The organism is Enterobacter sp. ECC_219_Taxon_10, assembly GCF_058354905.1.
Genome location: NZ_CM178005.1, coordinates 3,823,507 through 3,837,389 on the forward strand (window position 1 = coordinate 3,823,507; position 13,883 = coordinate 3,837,389).

Below are 13,883 nucleotides of genomic sequence, written 5' to 3' on the forward strand. Positions count from 1 at the left end.
CTGTCCTTACCCCTCACCCTAACCCTCTCCCCATAGGGGAGAGGGAACAAAACACACCCTCTCCCCTATGGGGAGAGGGCCGGGGTGAGGGGTTCAAATCCACCCTTTCCAGCCCACCCCGCAAGCCGTGAATAGACCACTTCCACCGCCTCTTTCACCGGCGGCGTCATCGGGTAATAAAATCCGACAATGTCCGGCTGGATCCCCAAAAACAGCACCTCGCCCACGTCGTCTTTAATCTGATCGACCAGGTAGTTCAGCGGCATATTGTGCGTCGTCATCATAAACATCTCGGCGATGTCGTCCGGGTCTATCAGGCGGATCTCGCCGGGGTTGAGCCCCATATCGGTGGCATCGACGATTAACAGTCTCTCCGGACGCAGCTCGCGTATGGCGACCACGTCATTTTCCGGCGCGCTGCCGCCGTCAATCACTACCCAGTTGCCCTGCGGGTTCGCGGTGCACATTTCTGCCAGCAGCGGACCCGCGCCGTCGTCGCCCATCATACTGTTGCCGACACACAGTAAAACGTCAGTCACGTAATCTCCTCACCATCAGGTAGATGGCGCTCTCCTGATGAATATCGTGCAACATGCCGAGCAGCGTTGTGCTCCACGCCTGCTGCGCCGGGGTTTGCCTGCAGAGCGCCGCGTCAAAGGCGTTGGCGAGCATCGCAATGTGGTTGGCGTCGATGACGATCTCGCCGTACTTCGGCACGCCCTCCATCTTGCGCCGCGCCGTACTGCCCTCCTCCAGCGTGGCGATCCACGCCAGATACTCGGGCCACGGGCAGCTCAGCGCCGCCTCCAGGCAGTCAATCACCCCAAGGTGATGCCCAATCGCCAGGCTGTAATAGACCACCTGCTGCGCCGCATCCGGCGTGGCATCGTTCTCATCAATAAACTTACGGCTCAGTTGGCTGAACACCACCGTTTCACTCATCGGATACGCGCCTCATCCACGATGCTGTTCAGATTCGCCACAATCTCATTAAGACGCGGATCGTTCTCGGCCTCCAGCCAGCGCGCCACCTGATGGTCGCCCTGGCTCAGCAGGCGCAGATAATCGTCGGCAATCTGGCGGCCATAGCGATAGCCCGCCAGTTTCCGCGCCGTGCGGTCAACCTTCACCCGCAGCGGCTGCACCATGTCCGGGTGCAGAATGGCAGCAGGCTTGTTGTCCAGCTCGCCCGGCTCGCGGGCGTGGATTTTCTGCTCCAGCAGGCCGAGCGCCATCGCAAAGCCGTACAGCGTTGCGGCGGGCGTCGGCGGGCAGCCTGGAATATAGACGTCCACCGGCACGATTTTATCTGTGCCGCCCCAGACGCAGTAAAGGTCGTGGAAGATGCCCCCGCTGTTGCCGCAGGCGCCGTACGAGATGCAGATTTTCGGGTCCGGTGCGGACTGCCAGGCGCGCAGCGCGGGCGAGCGCATGGCGCGGGTGACGGCGCCGGTAAACAGCAGGATGTCCGCATGACGCGGGGACGGCACGACTTTGATACCGAAGCGCTCGGCGTCAAACAGCGGCGACAGGGTAGCGAAGATCTCGATCTCGCAGCCGTTGCAGCCGCCGCAGTCCACGCGGTAAACGTAGGCCGAGCGTTTGATTTTTTTCAGCAGCGACGCCTTCATGCTGGCGATGGATTCGTCCACCGTCATCGGCACCGGAAGGCCGTTAGCGTCGCGCGGGCCCAGTAGGTTTTCCATCAGCTGGCCTCTCTCATGTGGCGGGTGATATCAATGCGGTCGGACGGCAGCAGACACTTCTGACGCTTGCACGCCGGGCAGGTTTCGAAGCTTTCACGGTGATGCTCCGCGCGGGCGTCGCCGTTGTGCTGCAGCAGCGCGATGGCGTAGTCGATCTCTTTTTGCACGGCGAACGGGCGCTGGCAGACGCGGCAGTTGCACAGGTCAAAGCGCGACTGCTGCAGAAAATCCTCTTTCTTCCACACCCCCAGCTCGTATTCCTGCGACAGGCGAATGGCTACCGTCGGGCAGACCTCCTCGCAGCGGCCGCAGAAGATGCAGCGCCCGAGGTTGAACTGCCAGGCCAGCTCGCCGGTTTTGAGATCCGTTTCCACCGTTAAGGCGTTCGACGGGCAGGCGTTGACGCAGGCCGCGCAGCCGATGCACTGCTGCGGATTGTGCTCCGGCTTGCCGCGAAAGTTTTTGTCCACCGGCATCGGCTCCAGCGGATAGCTGCTGGTCTGCACGCCGGTTTTGATGACTTTTTTGATAAAGGTAAACATGGCGAGTCCTTATTTCAGCGGCGAGTTCTTACGCTCGATGCTGTAGCGCTCAAGCTCTTTGTACGGCACCACCTGGCTTTTCTTCTTACGCACGTCCACGACGGTCATGCGGTCGGTGCAGGAGTAGCACGGGTCGAGGCTGCCGATGATCAGCGGCGCATCGGAAACCGTGTTGCCGCGCAGCATATAGCGCAGGGTTGGCCAGTTGGCGTAGGTGGCCGCGCGGCAGCGCCAGCGGTACAGCTTCTGGTTGTCGCCGGTCATGCTCCAGTGAATGTCGTCCCCGCGCGGTGCTTCGGCAAAGCCAAGGGCGAAGCGGTTCGGGATGTAGGTGAAGCCCTCCACCATCAGCGGGCCGCCCGGCAGGTTATCGAGGCCGAAGTCGATCATATTCAGGGCAGTGAACACCTCGTTGATGCGCACCTTAAGGCGCGAGATGACGTCGCAGCCCTGCTCGCTGTGCACGGTCATCGGCAGCAGGCCGTAGCCGACAAACGGGTGATCGGCGCGGGTGTCGCGGGCGTGGCCGCTGGCGCGTACCATCGGGCCGACGTTACTGAAGTCGCGGGCGATTTCCGGGTCAAGGCGGCCGATGCCGACGGTGCGCTGCTCGATGTTTGGCGTGCTGAGCAGCATATCCACCAGCTCCTGCACATCGCGGCGCATCTGCTGGGCCAGCTGGCGGGTCTGGATCATGTCGTCCTTCAGCAGGTCGCGACGGATCCCGCCGATCAGGTTCAGACCGTAGGTTTTACGCGCCCCGGTGAGGATCTCCGCCATCTTCATCGACGCTTCGCGTACGCGGAAGAACTGCATAAACCCGGAGTCAAAGCCAACGAAGTGGCAGGCAAGGCCGAGGTTGAGCAGGTGCGAGTGCAGGCGTTCCACCTCCAGCAGAATGGCGCGGATCATCTGCGCGCGTTCCGGCACGACGATCCCCATGCCGTTTTCCACCGATGTGGTATAGGCAGTGCTGTGGGCAAAGCCGCAGATGCCGCACACGCGGTCAGAGAGGAACGTCACTTCGTTATAGCCCATGCGGGTTTCCGCCAGCTTTTCCATGCCGCGATGGACGTAGAACAGGCGGTAGTCGGCGTCGATGATGTTCTCGCCGTCGACGAACAGGCGGAAGTGGCCCGGTTCGTCGGAGGTGACGTGTAGCGGGCCGATCGGCACCACGTTGTTCTTCTTGCTGCCGAGCTCGTTAATGAACTCGTAGGTTTCGCTGTCGGTGGTCGGCGCCGGGCGCTGGCGGTAGTCCATGCTGTCTTTGCGCAGCGGGTAGAGTTCGTCCGGCCAGTCGTCCGGCAGCACCAGGCGGCGCTCGTCCGGCAGGCCGACCGGCACCAGGCCGTACATGTCGCGCACCTCGCGTTCGCCCCAGACGGCGGCAGGCACGCGCGGCGTGACAGACGGGTATTCCGGCTTATTCGGGTCGACTTCGACGCGCACGGTGAGCCAGCACTTCTCGCCCTGCTCCATCGACATCACGTAGTACACCGCATAGTTGCCGCACAGCTGGCGTTCGTCGTTACCGAACAGCACCGACAGCCAGCCGCCCTGACGGTAGTAAAGAAACTCCACCACTTCCGGCAGGTAGTTCACCTTCACGGTGACCGTTACCTGGTCTTTAGTTTGCCAGGACTCCTCCAGCACCACGCCGGGGAAAGCCTGATGCAACGCGGCGAGATACTGCTGACCTTTCTTTTCTTCAGACATAAAAATTCTCTTTAATCACGCCACCAGCAAGGAGACGAACGCTAAAAATGCAAAACCAAAACCGGCCCAGGTGATGCGTGACGTTTCGACAAAACGCAGGCGCGCCATGCTGTTTTCAAACAGGGCAATCACCAGCACGCCGACCAGCAGCTTGAGGGCGGCAATCACGACTGCCAGCACCAGACCACCCGCGGTGAAGTGCGTCATTTGTCCCCACGGGAAGAAGACGCCGACAAACATCTGCAGCACCACCAGTTGCTTGAGGCTGATGCCCCACTTCAGCACCGCGAAGCCGTATCCGCTGTACTCGGTAAGCGGACCTTCCTGCAGCTCCTGCTCGGCTTCCGCCAGATCGAACGGCAGTTTGCCCATCTCAATAAACGTGGCGAACGCGCAGGCACAGAGCGCCAGCACCAGCGGAATGGAGCGGGCCACCGGCCAGTGATAAACGGTGTCGGTGATAAAGCTGATATGGGTGGAACCGGCCACCTGCGCGGCGACCCACAGCCCCAGCAGCAGGATCGGCTCCACCAGCACGCCGAGCATCGCCTCGCGGCTGGCGCCGATGCCGGTAAACGGGCTTCCGGTGTCCAGGCCCGCAATCGCAAAGAAGAAACGGGCGATGGCGAAGAGGTAAATCAGCGTGATCAGATCGCCGAGCGCCGGCAGCGGCGACGCCACCGTCACCACCGGCAGAGCGGTGGCGATGGTCAGCATCACGCCAACCATCACGAACGGCGTCAGGCGGAAGACCCAGCCTGCGGCGTCCGGGGCCATGCTCTGACGAGAAAGCAGCTTGAAGAGATCGCGGTACTCCTGGAGCACCCCAGGCCCTCGGCGGTTGTGCATCCGGGCGCGCGCCACGCGAGTGATGCCCGACAGCAGCGGCGCGGCGGCGAACAGCACCAGCGCCTGAAGAATTGCCAGTAACAGACTCATGTCAGGCTCCTCGTGAAATCACAATAACCACCAGCACCGCCAGCTCGATGACCGCCAGACGGCGGAACAGCGCGGGTGCGGCAGCGCTCTGCCAGCCCGGTACCCAGCCCACCGGGTTCAGCCAGCGGCGCAGCTTCAGCACGGCGGCGAAGTTTTCCTTCACCGGCATGGCGAAACCGTGGGCGGTGATGACCATCGACTGCTCGTGTTCGTAGCCGCAGGCCCACGCCGCGCCGCGCGAGCGGGAGGCGAGTCGGTCGCGTTTAAAGAACAGCATCAGCACGAATGGCAGCAGCGGTGCGGCAACCAGCAGCAGCGCCATCATCGGCTGGGATACGACGGTATGCGCCGTGGTCAGCGGCAGCGGAACGGCGTTGCCCAGCAGCGGCAGTAGCCACGGCGCGGCAACCCCGCCCGCAATGCAGCACAGCGCCAGCGCGACCACGCTGGCACACATAAGTACCGGTGCGCAGCAGGCGTTTTCAGCTTCACGGGTGCGCGGCGCGCCGAGGAAGGTCACGCCGTAAACCTTCGCCATGCACATCACCGCCAGCGCCCCGGTAATCGCCAGCCCGACTGCCAGTAGCGGGCCTAACAGGCGCGCGATAAAGAGATCGCTCTGACCGAGCGCGAAGAAGGACTGGTAGATCACCCACTCCCCGGCAAAGCCGTTCAGCGGCGGCAGCGCAGCCATCGCCATCAGCCCCACCAGCATGGCGAGTGAAATCACCGGCATCTTTTTGCCGATGCCGCCGAGCTTTTCGATATCCCGATGGCCGGTGCGGAACCAGACGCTACCCGCCCCGAGGAAGAGGGTGCTTTTAAACAGGCTGTGGTTGACGAGGTGATACAGGCCGCCGATAAACCCGGCAGCAATCAGCGCCGGCTGGTTAAGCGCCAGCCCGGCGACGCCCGCGCCCATACCGAGCAGGATGATGCCGATGTTTTCAAGGGTGTGGTACGCCAGCAGGCGCTGAATGTTGTGCTCCATCAGGGCGTACAACCCGCCAACGAACGCGGTGACCATGCCCGCAATCAGCAGCATCACGCCCCACCACAGCGGCGGCTGACCGCCGGTCAGCGTGAGGGTCAGGATACCGAACAGCCCCACCTTCATCACCACTGTGGAGAACAGCGCGGCAGCCGGCGCCGGGGCATTCGCATGCGCCTGCGGCACCCAGCCGTGCAGCGGGATAATCCCGGCCAGCAGGCCAAAGCCGACTACGCCAAGCAGCCAGACGTCGTTGCCCAGCGTCTGGCCGTTAAGCGCGGAAAAGTCCAGGGTGCCGAAACGCTGCCACACCAACCAGCAGGCCAGCGCCAGCAGCAGCGTCCCGAGGCGACCGAGCGCAAACCACAGCTTGCCGGAGGCGCTGCAGCCCGTCAGGAACACGCCGCACAGGGCCATGATCTCCGCCATCACCACCAGCGCACCGAGGTTGCTGGCGATAACCGTGCAGACCGCCGTGGCCATCAGCAGGTTCACCAGCAGGCCGTTGGCTTTGACCTGCTGATGACGGTGCCAGTCAATATTGAAAAGGCTGATAAACAGCCCGCACAGGCCAAAGGTCACCAGCCAGATGGCGTTTAGCGGTGTAATCGCCACGGTGTGGCGAATCAGCGGCATAAGTGTTTCCACGGATTGTCCGCCGAGCAGAACCACGCCGCCAGCGGCCAGCGTCATCAGGCTGCCGACCGCCCCGCCGATACCGGCTATCCAGCCGCTCAGGGTTTTATGGAAAGAGAACACCAGCGCCAGCACGGCGGCAGCGGCAAAGTACGCCACGGCGCTGTTAATCATAAATATCGCGTTCATTTCGCCCCCTCGTTAAGCGACTGCAGAAGCGAAAGATCGCCGACGTCGGTATTAATGGTCAGCTCGCGCTTGCGCCTGCTGGTGCGGGCGATGTCGCGGATGTTGACCAGGATCAGCGCTTTGGTCGGGCAGGTCCGCACGCAGGCCGGGCCCTGTTCGTCAAAGCTGCACAGGTCGCACTTCACCGCGATAGCGCGGATGCCGGGCACCCAGTCCAGCAGCGTGCTCACCTTCGCCGGAGCGGGTGGCGCAGGCAGCGCTTTCGGGGTATTGGCGTTCGCCGGGATATGCAGCGGGCGGCTGCCGGAAAATTCAATGGCGCCGAACGGGCAGGCGATGCCGCACAGCTTGCAGCTGACGCACAGGCTTTCGTTCAGTTGGACCGCGCCATCGACGCGGGTGATGGCGTTAACCGGGCACACGCCCGCACACGGGGCATCTTCACAGTGGTGGCAGAGCTGCGGGGCAGACTCTTTTTCATTACGCATGACGCGCAGGCGCGGCATGGACTGCAGCCCGTGCAGGCGGTGCGTTTCCGAGCACGCCGCCTCACAGGTTCGACAGCCAATACAGACCGTCGAGTCAGCAATTACAAAACGGTTCACCGGGCAATCCTCAGGTGATGGTCATTTTTGACGACGAAAAACTGTCTCATCGACACTTTTCGACACACGGTTATCAGGCAGGGTTAGCGGGAATCTTTCCCGCGACCAGCTGTTTCAGGTCGACCGGCAAGTCGTGTTCAACCGCGGCGTAGAGACCGTTGTAAACCGGCGCGATTTTCTCCAGATAGTGCTCAAGCACCTGCTGGCGATCGCGGTTGCTGACGTAGCCGTCGACCATGCCGTCGGCCATCAGCTGGGCCTGCGCAATACACTGTTTTTCACCCTCTTTGTTCTCGACGTAGTACTCGATGGTGTGGCTGTTAAAGCTGTCTGCCAGGGTGACAAAAACCGTGAAATGGCCGAAGAGGACAAATCGCATATCGCCCTGCGCCGCACAGCTCATCGCGTGATGCAGACGCGCTTTTGACAGGGTGATCCCCTGAACCAGAGAGTTGCAGTAGAGGTGCCACTGATCCTGAAGCTGCTGGTGGCGCTGCGCGATGTAATCCGCTTTTTCGCTGATTTCCCAAATAGTCATAAAAGGTATCCGGTTAATGGAGATAGCGGCTGTTAAGCAGATTCCGTGCCAGTTTTTAATTAATTGATTTACAATGCCTTTATCAAAAAATTCACTGTCAACGCTGCGATGTCGACGTGTCATTTCGACAGCGTTGACATCGTCACGCCTTAACAAAAATCAAGCTGGCACCGTTATTGCATTCAATGGCGCAATTCATTGAGGAGGCGTCATGCACGAAATCACCCTCTGCCAGCGTGCTCTGGAGCTTATCGAACAGCAGGCAGTGCAAAACCGCGCGAAACGCGTCACCGGCGTCTGGCTGAAGGTCGGGGCGTTTTCCTGCGTCGAGACCAGCGCCCTGGCCTTCTGCTTTGAGCTGGTGTGCCGCGGCACGCTGGCGGAAGGCTGCGCGCTGCATATTGAAGAGCAGCAGGCGGAGTGCTGGTGCGAGCAGTGCCAGCAGTACGTCACCCTGCTGTCATCGAAGGTTCAGCGCTGCCCGCAGTGCCAGAGCGCCGGGCTGCGCATCGTGGCGGATGACGGCATGCAGATCCAACGCCTCGAAATTGAGAAGGAGTAAAGTATGTGTAGTACCTGCGGTTGCGCCGAAGGCAACCTGTATATAGAAGGGGATGAACACCGCCCCCACTCCGCGTTTCGCTCCGCGCCCTTTTCCCCCGCCCCGCGTCCTGCGGCGGCCCTGACCGGGATCACCTTTGCACCGCAGCGCTCCGACGCGGGCGACCTGCATTACGGCCACGGCGAAGCGGGCACCCACGCGCCGGGCATGAGCCAGCGCCAGATGCTGGAGGTGGAGCTCGACGTGCTGGACAAAAATAACCAGATCGCCGCCCGCAACCGCGCCCGCTTCGCCGCCCGCAAACAGCTGGTGCTGAACCTGGTCTCCAGCCCCGGTTCCGGCAAAACCACCCTGCTTACCGAAACCCTGAAGTGTCTGAATGAACGCGTCTCCTGCGCGGTGATCGAAGGCGACCAGCAAACCGTTAACGACGCGGCGCGCATTCGTGAAACCGGCACGCCCGCGATCCAGGTCAACACCGGTAAAGGCTGCCACCTGGACGCGCAGATGATTGCCGACGCCGCCCCGCGCCTGCCGCTGGCAGATAACGGCATCCTGTTTATTGAAAACGTCGGCAACCTGGTGTGCCCGGCGAGCTTCGATCTGGGTGAACGACACAAGGTGGCGGTGCTTTCGGTGACCGAAGGCGAAGACAAGCCGCTGAAGTATCCGCACATGTTCGCCGCCGCCTCCATCATGCTGCTGAACAAAGTCGACCTGCTGCCGTACCTGAATTTTGACGTTGATAAGTGCATGGCGTATGCCCGCGAGGTGAACCCGGACATTCACATCCTGCTGGTTTCCGCCACGCGCGGCGACGGGATGGACGCCTGGCTGGACTGGCTGGAGAGCGAACGATGTGCATAGGCGTACCCGGACAAATCCACTCCATTGACGGCAATCAGGCCAAAGTCGAGGTTTGCGGCATCCTACGCGACGTCGACCTGACGCTGGTGGGCAGCACCGATGAAAGCGGCGCCTCGCGTCTCGGCCAGTGGGTGCTGGTCCACGTAGGCTTTGCGATGAGCGTGATTAACGAAGCAGAAGCCCGCGACACGCTCGACGCGCTGCAAAACATGTTTGACGTGGAGCCGGACGTGGGCGCGCTCCTGTACGGCGAGGAAAGGTAATCATGCGTTACGTTGATGAATACCGCGCGCCGGAGCAGGTGATGCAGCTTATCGGGCATCTGAAAACGCGCGCGGCGCTGCTGGACTACACGAAAGAAAAGCCGCTTCGGATCATGGAGGTGTGCGGCGGACATACGCACGCCATCTTCAAATTTGGCCTCGACCAGCTGCTGCCGGAGAACATCGAGTTTATTCACGGCCCTGGCTGCCCGGTGTGCGTGCTGCCGATGGGGCGCATCGACAGCTGCATTGAAATTGCCGGCCAGCCCGACGTTACTTTCTGCACCTTTGGCGACGCGATGCGCGTGCCGGGGAAAAACGGCTCGCTACTGCAGGCGAAAGCGCGCGGGGCGGACGTGCGGATCGTTTACTCACCGATGGATGCCCTGACGCTGGCGATGGATAACCCTGAGCGCAAGGTCGTCTTTTTCGGGCTGGGTTTTGAGACCACCATGCCCGCTACGGCCATCACGCTGCAGCAGGCGAAAGCGCGCGGCGTCGGTAACTTTTTCTTTTTCTGCCAGCACATTACGCTCATTCCCACGCTGCGCAGCCTGCTGGAAGAGCCGGACAACGGCATCGACGCGTTTCTGGCACCGGGCCACGTCAGCATGGTGATTGGCACAGACGCCTACGGTTTTATCGCTGAACAGTACAATCGTCCGTTAGTGGTCGCTGGTTTCGAACCGCTTGATCTACTGCAAGGTGTGACCATGCTGGTTGAGCAGAAAATAGCGGCCCTGAGCGCGGTGGAAAATCAGTATCGCCGCGTGGTGCCCGATGCGGGAAATGAACGGGCGCAGCAGGCTATAGCCGACGTGTTTAGCGTCGAGGGCGACAGCGAGTGGCGCGGGCTGGGGCTGATTGCCGAATCCGGCGTGCGCCTGACGCCTGCCTATCGCGCATTCGATGCCGAAGCGCACTTCCGCCCACAGCCACAGCAGGTGTGCGACGATCCCCGCGCCCGCTGCGGCGAGGTGCTTACCGGCAAATGCAAACCTCATCACTGCCCGTTATTTGGCAACACCTGTAACCCGCAAACCGCGTTTGGCGCGCTGATGGTCTCCTCCGAAGGAGCCTGCGCCGCGTGGTATCAGTATCGCAACCAGGAGTGTGAAGCATGAACACGGTGGAAATGGCGCACGGAAGTGGTGGACAGGCGATGCAGCAGCTGATTAACCGGCTGTTCATGGAGGCCTTCAATAACCCCTGGCTTGCCGAGCAGGAGGATCAGGCGCGCATTGACCTCGCGTCCCTCACCGCACAGGGCGATCGGCTGGCGTTCTCCACCGACAGCTACGTGATTGACCCGCTGTTCTTCCCGGGCGGCGATATCGGCAAGCTCGCCGTCTGCGGCACGGCCAACGACGTAGCGGTCAGCGGCGCCATTCCGCGCTACCTCTCCTGCGGATTTATTCTCGAAGAAGGGTTACCGATGGAAACGCTCACGGCGGTGGTGAACAGCATGGCGCACACCGCGCGCGAGGCGGGGATCGCTATCGTCACCGGGGACACCAAAGTGGTCCAGCGCGGTGCGGCCGATAAGCTCTTCATCAACACCGCCGGCATGGGGGCGATCCCCGCAGACGTTCACTGGGGCGCGCAGCGGCTTAGCGTCGGCGACGTGCTGATCGTGACCGGCACGCTGGGCTGCCACGGGGCGACTATCCTTAACCTGCGCGAAGGATTAGGTCTGGACGGCGAGCTTCGCAGCGACTGCGCGGTACTCACCCCGCTGATTCAGACGCTGCGCGCCATTCCCGGCGTGAAGGCCCTGCGCGATGCCACCCGTGGAGGGGTGAATGCCGTCGTCCACGAGTTCGCCGCAAGCTGCGGGTGCGGAATTGAACTCACCGAGCGCAGCCTGCCCGTTAAGCCTGCCGTACGCGGGCTGTGCGAGCTATTGGGGCTTGACCCGCTAAACTTTGCTAACGAAGGCAAGCTGGCGATCGGCGTGGAGCGCCAGGCTGCTGAGGCGGTGCTTGAGCAGCTACGTGCGCATCCCTTAGGGAAAGACGCGGCCATCATCGGCGACGTGGTTGAGCGCAAAGGGGTGCGCCTGGCCGGGCTTTATGGCGTGAAGCGCACGCTGGACCTGCCGCACGCTGAGCCGCTACCCCGAATTTGCTAGAGCCGCGCCATAAGCGGTCAGCACTGAATCTCTCTTTTTTGCCAGTTTCTATTGGAAAGCAATAATGCCGTATACACCGATGAGCGATCTTGGACAGCAGGGCCTGTTTGACATTACGCGCACACTTTTACAACAGCCCGATCTCGGCGCGCTGAGCGATGCCCTGACGCGGCTGGTCAGGCAATCAGCGCTGGCGGACAGCGCGGCGATTGTGCTCTGGCATAGCGAAACGCACCGCGCGAGCTACTACTCAACGCGCGATAATGGCAAAGCGTTTGAGTACGAGGACGAGACGTATCTGGCGCATGGCCCGGTGCGCCGCATTCTCTCCCGGCCTGAAGTGCTGCACTGCAATTTTGAAGAGTTTCGGATGGCGTGGCCGCGGCTGGCAGAGAGCAATCTTTATCAGCCTTTCGGTCATTACGGCATGCTGCCGCTGGCGGCGGAGGGCCATATTTTTGGCGGCTGCGAGTTTATCCGCAATACAGACCAGCCCTGGAGCGAGGCGGAGTACGAGCGTCTGCATACCTTTACCCAGATCGTGGCCGTCGTCGCGGAGCAGATCCAAAGCCGCGTCACCAATAACGTGGATTACGACCTGCTGAGCCGCGAGCGCGACAACTTTCGTATTCTGGTCGCCATCACCAACGCCGTGCTGTCGCGTCTCGATATGGATGAGCTGGTCAGCGAAGTCTCGAAGGAGATCCACCACTATTTCAAAATCGACGCCATCAGCATCGCGCTGCGCGGAAACCGCAAAGGCAAGCTGAACATCTATTCCACCCACTACCTCGATGAGGCCAACCCGGCGCACGAGCAGAGCGAGGTGGACGAAGCGGGCACCCTTTCTGAGCGGGTGTTTAAAAGCAAGGAGATCCTGCTGCTTAACCTTAGCGAGCAGGATCCGGTGGCGCCGTACGAGCGGATGCTGTTTAACACCTGGGGCAACAAAATTCAGACCCTGTGCCTGCTGCCGCTGATGTCCGGCAGCACCATGCTTGGGGTGCTCAAACTGGCGCAGTGCGATGAAGCCGTGTTTACCACCGCCAACCTGAAGCTGCTGCGCCAGATCGCCGAGCGTATTTCTATCGCGCTGGATAACGCCCTCGCCTATCAGGAGATCCACCGCCTGAAAGAGCGGCTGGTGGACGAGAATCTGGCCCTGACCGAGCAGCTCAACAACGTGGACAGCGAGTTTGGCGAAATCATCGGGCGCAGCGACGCCATGTACAGCGTCCTCAAGCAGGTGGAAATGGTGGCACAGAGCGACAGCACGGTGCTGATCCTCGGCGAAACCGGTACCGGTAAAGAGCTGATTGCCCGCGCCATCCATAACCTGAGCAACCGCAACAGCCGCCGCATGGTGAAGATGAACTGCGCGGCGATGCCAGCGGGTCTGCTGGAAAGCGATCTCTTCGGCCACGAGCGCGGCGCGTTTACCGGAGCCAGCAGCCAGCGCCTGGGACGTTTCGAGCTGGCGGATAAAAGCTCGCTTTTCCTCGACGAAGTGGGCGATATGCCGCTGGAGCTACAGCCCAAGCTGCTGCGCGTTTTGCAGGAGCAGGAGTTTGAGCGCCTCGGCAGCAACAAGCTTATCCAGACCGACGTGCGCCTGATTGCCGCCACCAACCGCGATCTGAAAAAAATGGTTACCGACCGCGAATTCAGAAGCGACCTTTACTATCGCCTGAACGTCTTTCCGATCTGCCTGCCGCCGCTGCGCGAACGCCCGGAAGATATCCCCCTTCTGGTCAAGGCCTTTACCGCGAAAATCGCGCGCCGGATGGGGCGAAACATCGACAGCATTCCCGCCGAGACGCTGCGCACCCTTTCATCGATGGAGTGGCCGGGCAACGTGCGTGAACTGGAAAACGTCATTGAGCGCGCGGTGCTGCTGACGCGCGGGAACGTGCTGCAGCTCTCCCTGCCGGAGATTGCCCTTCCTGACGTGACCGTACCCGCCGCCGAGGTAGCGAAAGAGGGAGAAGATGAATATCAGCTCATTCTGCGCGTACTCAAAGAGACCAACGGCGTGGTGGCCGGGCCGAAAGGGGCGGCCCAGCGGCTGGGGTTAAAACGCACCACCCTGCTGTCGCGCATGAAGCGTCTCGGGATTGATAAAGAGAGCCTCATTTAAGGCTTTATTCCGGCGGTGTTTTTCTGACACCGCCTTTTGTTACCCTGCGCAATTGTCC

The 13,883-nt window shown here is 61.6% G+C and carries 15 protein-coding genes; 6 read left to right on the forward strand and 9 right to left on the reverse strand.

The window, feature by feature from the left end:
- Window positions 1-65 precede the first annotated feature (65 nt).
- From hycI to hycA, 9 genes are all read right to left on the reverse strand, one after another.
- On the reverse strand, window positions 66-539 hold the full coding sequence (gene hycI / locus AC4ICF_RS18095; protein WP_316380149.1) for a hydrogenase maturation peptidase HycI: 474 nt from the start codon (window positions 537-539) through the stop codon (window positions 66-68).
- Complete coding sequence (locus tag AC4ICF_RS18100; RefSeq protein ID WP_116343439.1) at window positions 532-942, reverse strand: formate hydrogenlyase maturation HycH family protein; 411 nt, start codon at window positions 940-942, stop codon at window positions 532-534. Before AC4ICF_RS18100 ends, hycI begins: the two co-directional genes overlap by 8 nt.
- A complete protein-coding gene (locus tag AC4ICF_RS18105) occupies window positions 939-1,706 on the reverse strand; it encodes an NADH-quinone oxidoreductase subunit B family protein (RefSeq protein WP_166712215.1) in 768 nt (255 codons plus the stop codon). Before AC4ICF_RS18105 ends, AC4ICF_RS18100 begins: the two co-directional genes overlap by 4 nt.
- Window positions 1,706-2,248 (reverse strand): formate hydrogenlyase complex iron-sulfur subunit, encoded by a 543-nt coding sequence (locus AC4ICF_RS18110; protein WP_316380148.1) that lies wholly within the window; start codon window positions 2,246-2,248, stop codon window positions 1,706-1,708. The genes AC4ICF_RS18105 and AC4ICF_RS18110 overlap by 1 nt, the downstream gene beginning before the upstream one ends.
- A 9-nt stretch (window positions 2,249-2,257) precedes the next feature.
- Window positions 2,258-3,967 carry a formate hydrogenlyase subunit HycE gene (gene hycE / locus AC4ICF_RS18115; RefSeq protein ID WP_439210001.1) on the reverse strand — a complete coding sequence of 570 codons (1,710 nt, stop codon included), beginning with the start codon at window positions 3,965-3,967 and terminating at the stop codon, window positions 2,258-2,260.
- A 15-nt stretch (window positions 3,968-3,982) separates the two neighbouring features.
- Window positions 3,983-4,906, reverse strand: a complete 924-nt coding sequence (locus AC4ICF_RS18120) for a respiratory chain complex I subunit 1 family protein (protein WP_439210002.1) — start codon at window positions 4,904-4,906, stop codon at window positions 3,983-3,985.
- Window position 4,907: 1 nt separating this feature from the next.
- The gene (gene hycC / locus AC4ICF_RS18125; RefSeq protein ID WP_316380145.1) at window positions 4,908-6,722 is read right to left on the reverse strand and encodes a formate hydrogenlyase subunit 3; all 1,815 of its coding nucleotides are present in this window, start codon (window positions 6,720-6,722) and stop codon (window positions 4,908-4,910) included.
- On the reverse strand, window positions 6,719-7,327 hold the full coding sequence (locus AC4ICF_RS18130) for a 4Fe-4S dicluster domain-containing protein (protein WP_163330102.1): 609 nt from the start codon (window positions 7,325-7,327) through the stop codon (window positions 6,719-6,721). The genes hycC and AC4ICF_RS18130 overlap by 4 nt, the downstream gene beginning before the upstream one ends.
- 73 nt (window positions 7,328-7,400) lie before the next feature.
- On the reverse strand, window positions 7,401-7,865 hold the full coding sequence (gene hycA / locus AC4ICF_RS18135; protein ID WP_116343501.1) for a formate hydrogenlyase regulator HycA: 465 nt from the start codon (window positions 7,863-7,865) through the stop codon (window positions 7,401-7,403).
- A gap of 211 nt (window positions 7,866-8,076) precedes the next feature.
- Between hycA and hypA the strand changes: the two genes are divergently transcribed.
- From hypA to flhA, 6 genes are all read left to right on the forward strand, one after another.
- Complete coding sequence (gene hypA / locus AC4ICF_RS18140; protein ID WP_116343446.1) at window positions 8,077-8,427, forward strand: hydrogenase maturation nickel metallochaperone HypA; 351 nt, start codon at window positions 8,077-8,079, stop codon at window positions 8,425-8,427.
- A gap of 3 nt (window positions 8,428-8,430) precedes the next feature.
- Window positions 8,431-9,294 carry a hydrogenase nickel incorporation protein HypB gene (hypB, locus tag AC4ICF_RS18145; protein ID WP_316380144.1) on the forward strand — a complete coding sequence of 288 codons (864 nt, stop codon included), beginning with the start codon at window positions 8,431-8,433 and terminating at the stop codon, window positions 9,292-9,294.
- Complete coding sequence (locus tag AC4ICF_RS18150; RefSeq protein WP_316380143.1) at window positions 9,285-9,557, forward strand: HypC/HybG/HupF family hydrogenase formation chaperone; 273 nt, start codon at window positions 9,285-9,287, stop codon at window positions 9,555-9,557. The genes hypB and AC4ICF_RS18150 overlap by 10 nt, the downstream gene beginning before the upstream one ends.
- A 2-nt stretch (window positions 9,558-9,559) precedes the next feature.
- Window positions 9,560-10,681 carry a hydrogenase formation protein HypD gene (hypD, locus tag AC4ICF_RS18155; protein WP_116343449.1) on the forward strand — a complete coding sequence of 374 codons (1,122 nt, stop codon included), beginning with the start codon at window positions 9,560-9,562 and terminating at the stop codon, window positions 10,679-10,681.
- Window positions 10,678-11,688, forward strand: coding sequence for a hydrogenase expression/formation protein HypE (gene hypE / locus AC4ICF_RS18160; RefSeq protein ID WP_316380142.1), 1,011 nt, complete (start codon window positions 10,678-10,680; stop codon window positions 11,686-11,688). Before hypD ends, hypE begins: the two co-directional genes overlap by 4 nt.
- Before the next feature lie 64 nt (window positions 11,689-11,752).
- On the forward strand, window positions 11,753-13,825 hold the full coding sequence (gene flhA, locus AC4ICF_RS18165; protein ID WP_316380141.1) for a formate hydrogenlyase transcriptional activator FlhA: 2,073 nt from the start codon (window positions 11,753-11,755) through the stop codon (window positions 13,823-13,825).
- The last annotated feature ends 58 nt before the right edge of the window (window positions 13,826-13,883 follow it).

Excerpts from the sequence above, each read along its gene's own strand:
- hypA (WP_116343446.1), top strand. The coding sequence starts at position 8,077 with ATGCACGAAATCACCCTCTGCCAGCGTGCTCTGGAGCTTATCGAACAG.
- AC4ICF_RS18150 (WP_316380143.1), top strand. The coding sequence starts at position 9,285 with ATGTGCATAGGCGTACCCGGACAAATCCACTCCATTGACGGCAATCAG.
- AC4ICF_RS18120 (WP_439210002.1), bottom strand. The coding sequence starts at position 4,906 with ATGAGTCTGTTACTGGCAATTCTTCAGGCGCTGGTGCTGTTCGCCGCC.
- hycA (WP_116343501.1), bottom strand. The coding sequence starts at position 7,865 with ATGACTATTTGGGAAATCAGCGAAAAAGCGGATTACATCGCGCAGCGC.
- flhA (WP_316380141.1), top strand. The coding sequence starts at position 11,753 with ATGCCGTATACACCGATGAGCGATCTTGGACAGCAGGGCCTGTTTGAC.
- AC4ICF_RS18105 (WP_166712215.1), bottom strand. The coding sequence starts at position 1,706 with ATGGAAAACCTACTGGGCCCGCGCGACGCTAACGGCCTTCCGGTGCCG.
- hycE (WP_439210001.1), bottom strand. The coding sequence starts at position 3,967 with ATGTCTGAAGAAAAGAAAGGTCAGCAGTATCTCGCCGCGTTGCATCAG.
- hycC (WP_316380145.1), bottom strand. The coding sequence starts at position 6,722 with ATGAACGCGATATTTATGATTAACAGCGCCGTGGCGTACTTTGCCGCT.
- AC4ICF_RS18110 (WP_316380148.1), bottom strand. The coding sequence starts at position 2,248 with ATGTTTACCTTTATCAAAAAAGTCATCAAAACCGGCGTGCAGACCAGC.
- hypB (WP_316380144.1), top strand. The coding sequence starts at position 8,431 with ATGTGTAGTACCTGCGGTTGCGCCGAAGGCAACCTGTATATAGAAGGG.
- AC4ICF_RS18100 (WP_116343439.1), bottom strand. The coding sequence starts at position 942 with ATGAGTGAAACGGTGGTGTTCAGCCAACTGAGCCGTAAGTTTATTGAT.
- hypE (WP_316380142.1), top strand. The coding sequence starts at position 10,678 with ATGAACACGGTGGAAATGGCGCACGGAAGTGGTGGACAGGCGATGCAG.
- hypD (WP_116343449.1), top strand. The coding sequence starts at position 9,560 with ATGCGTTACGTTGATGAATACCGCGCGCCGGAGCAGGTGATGCAGCTT.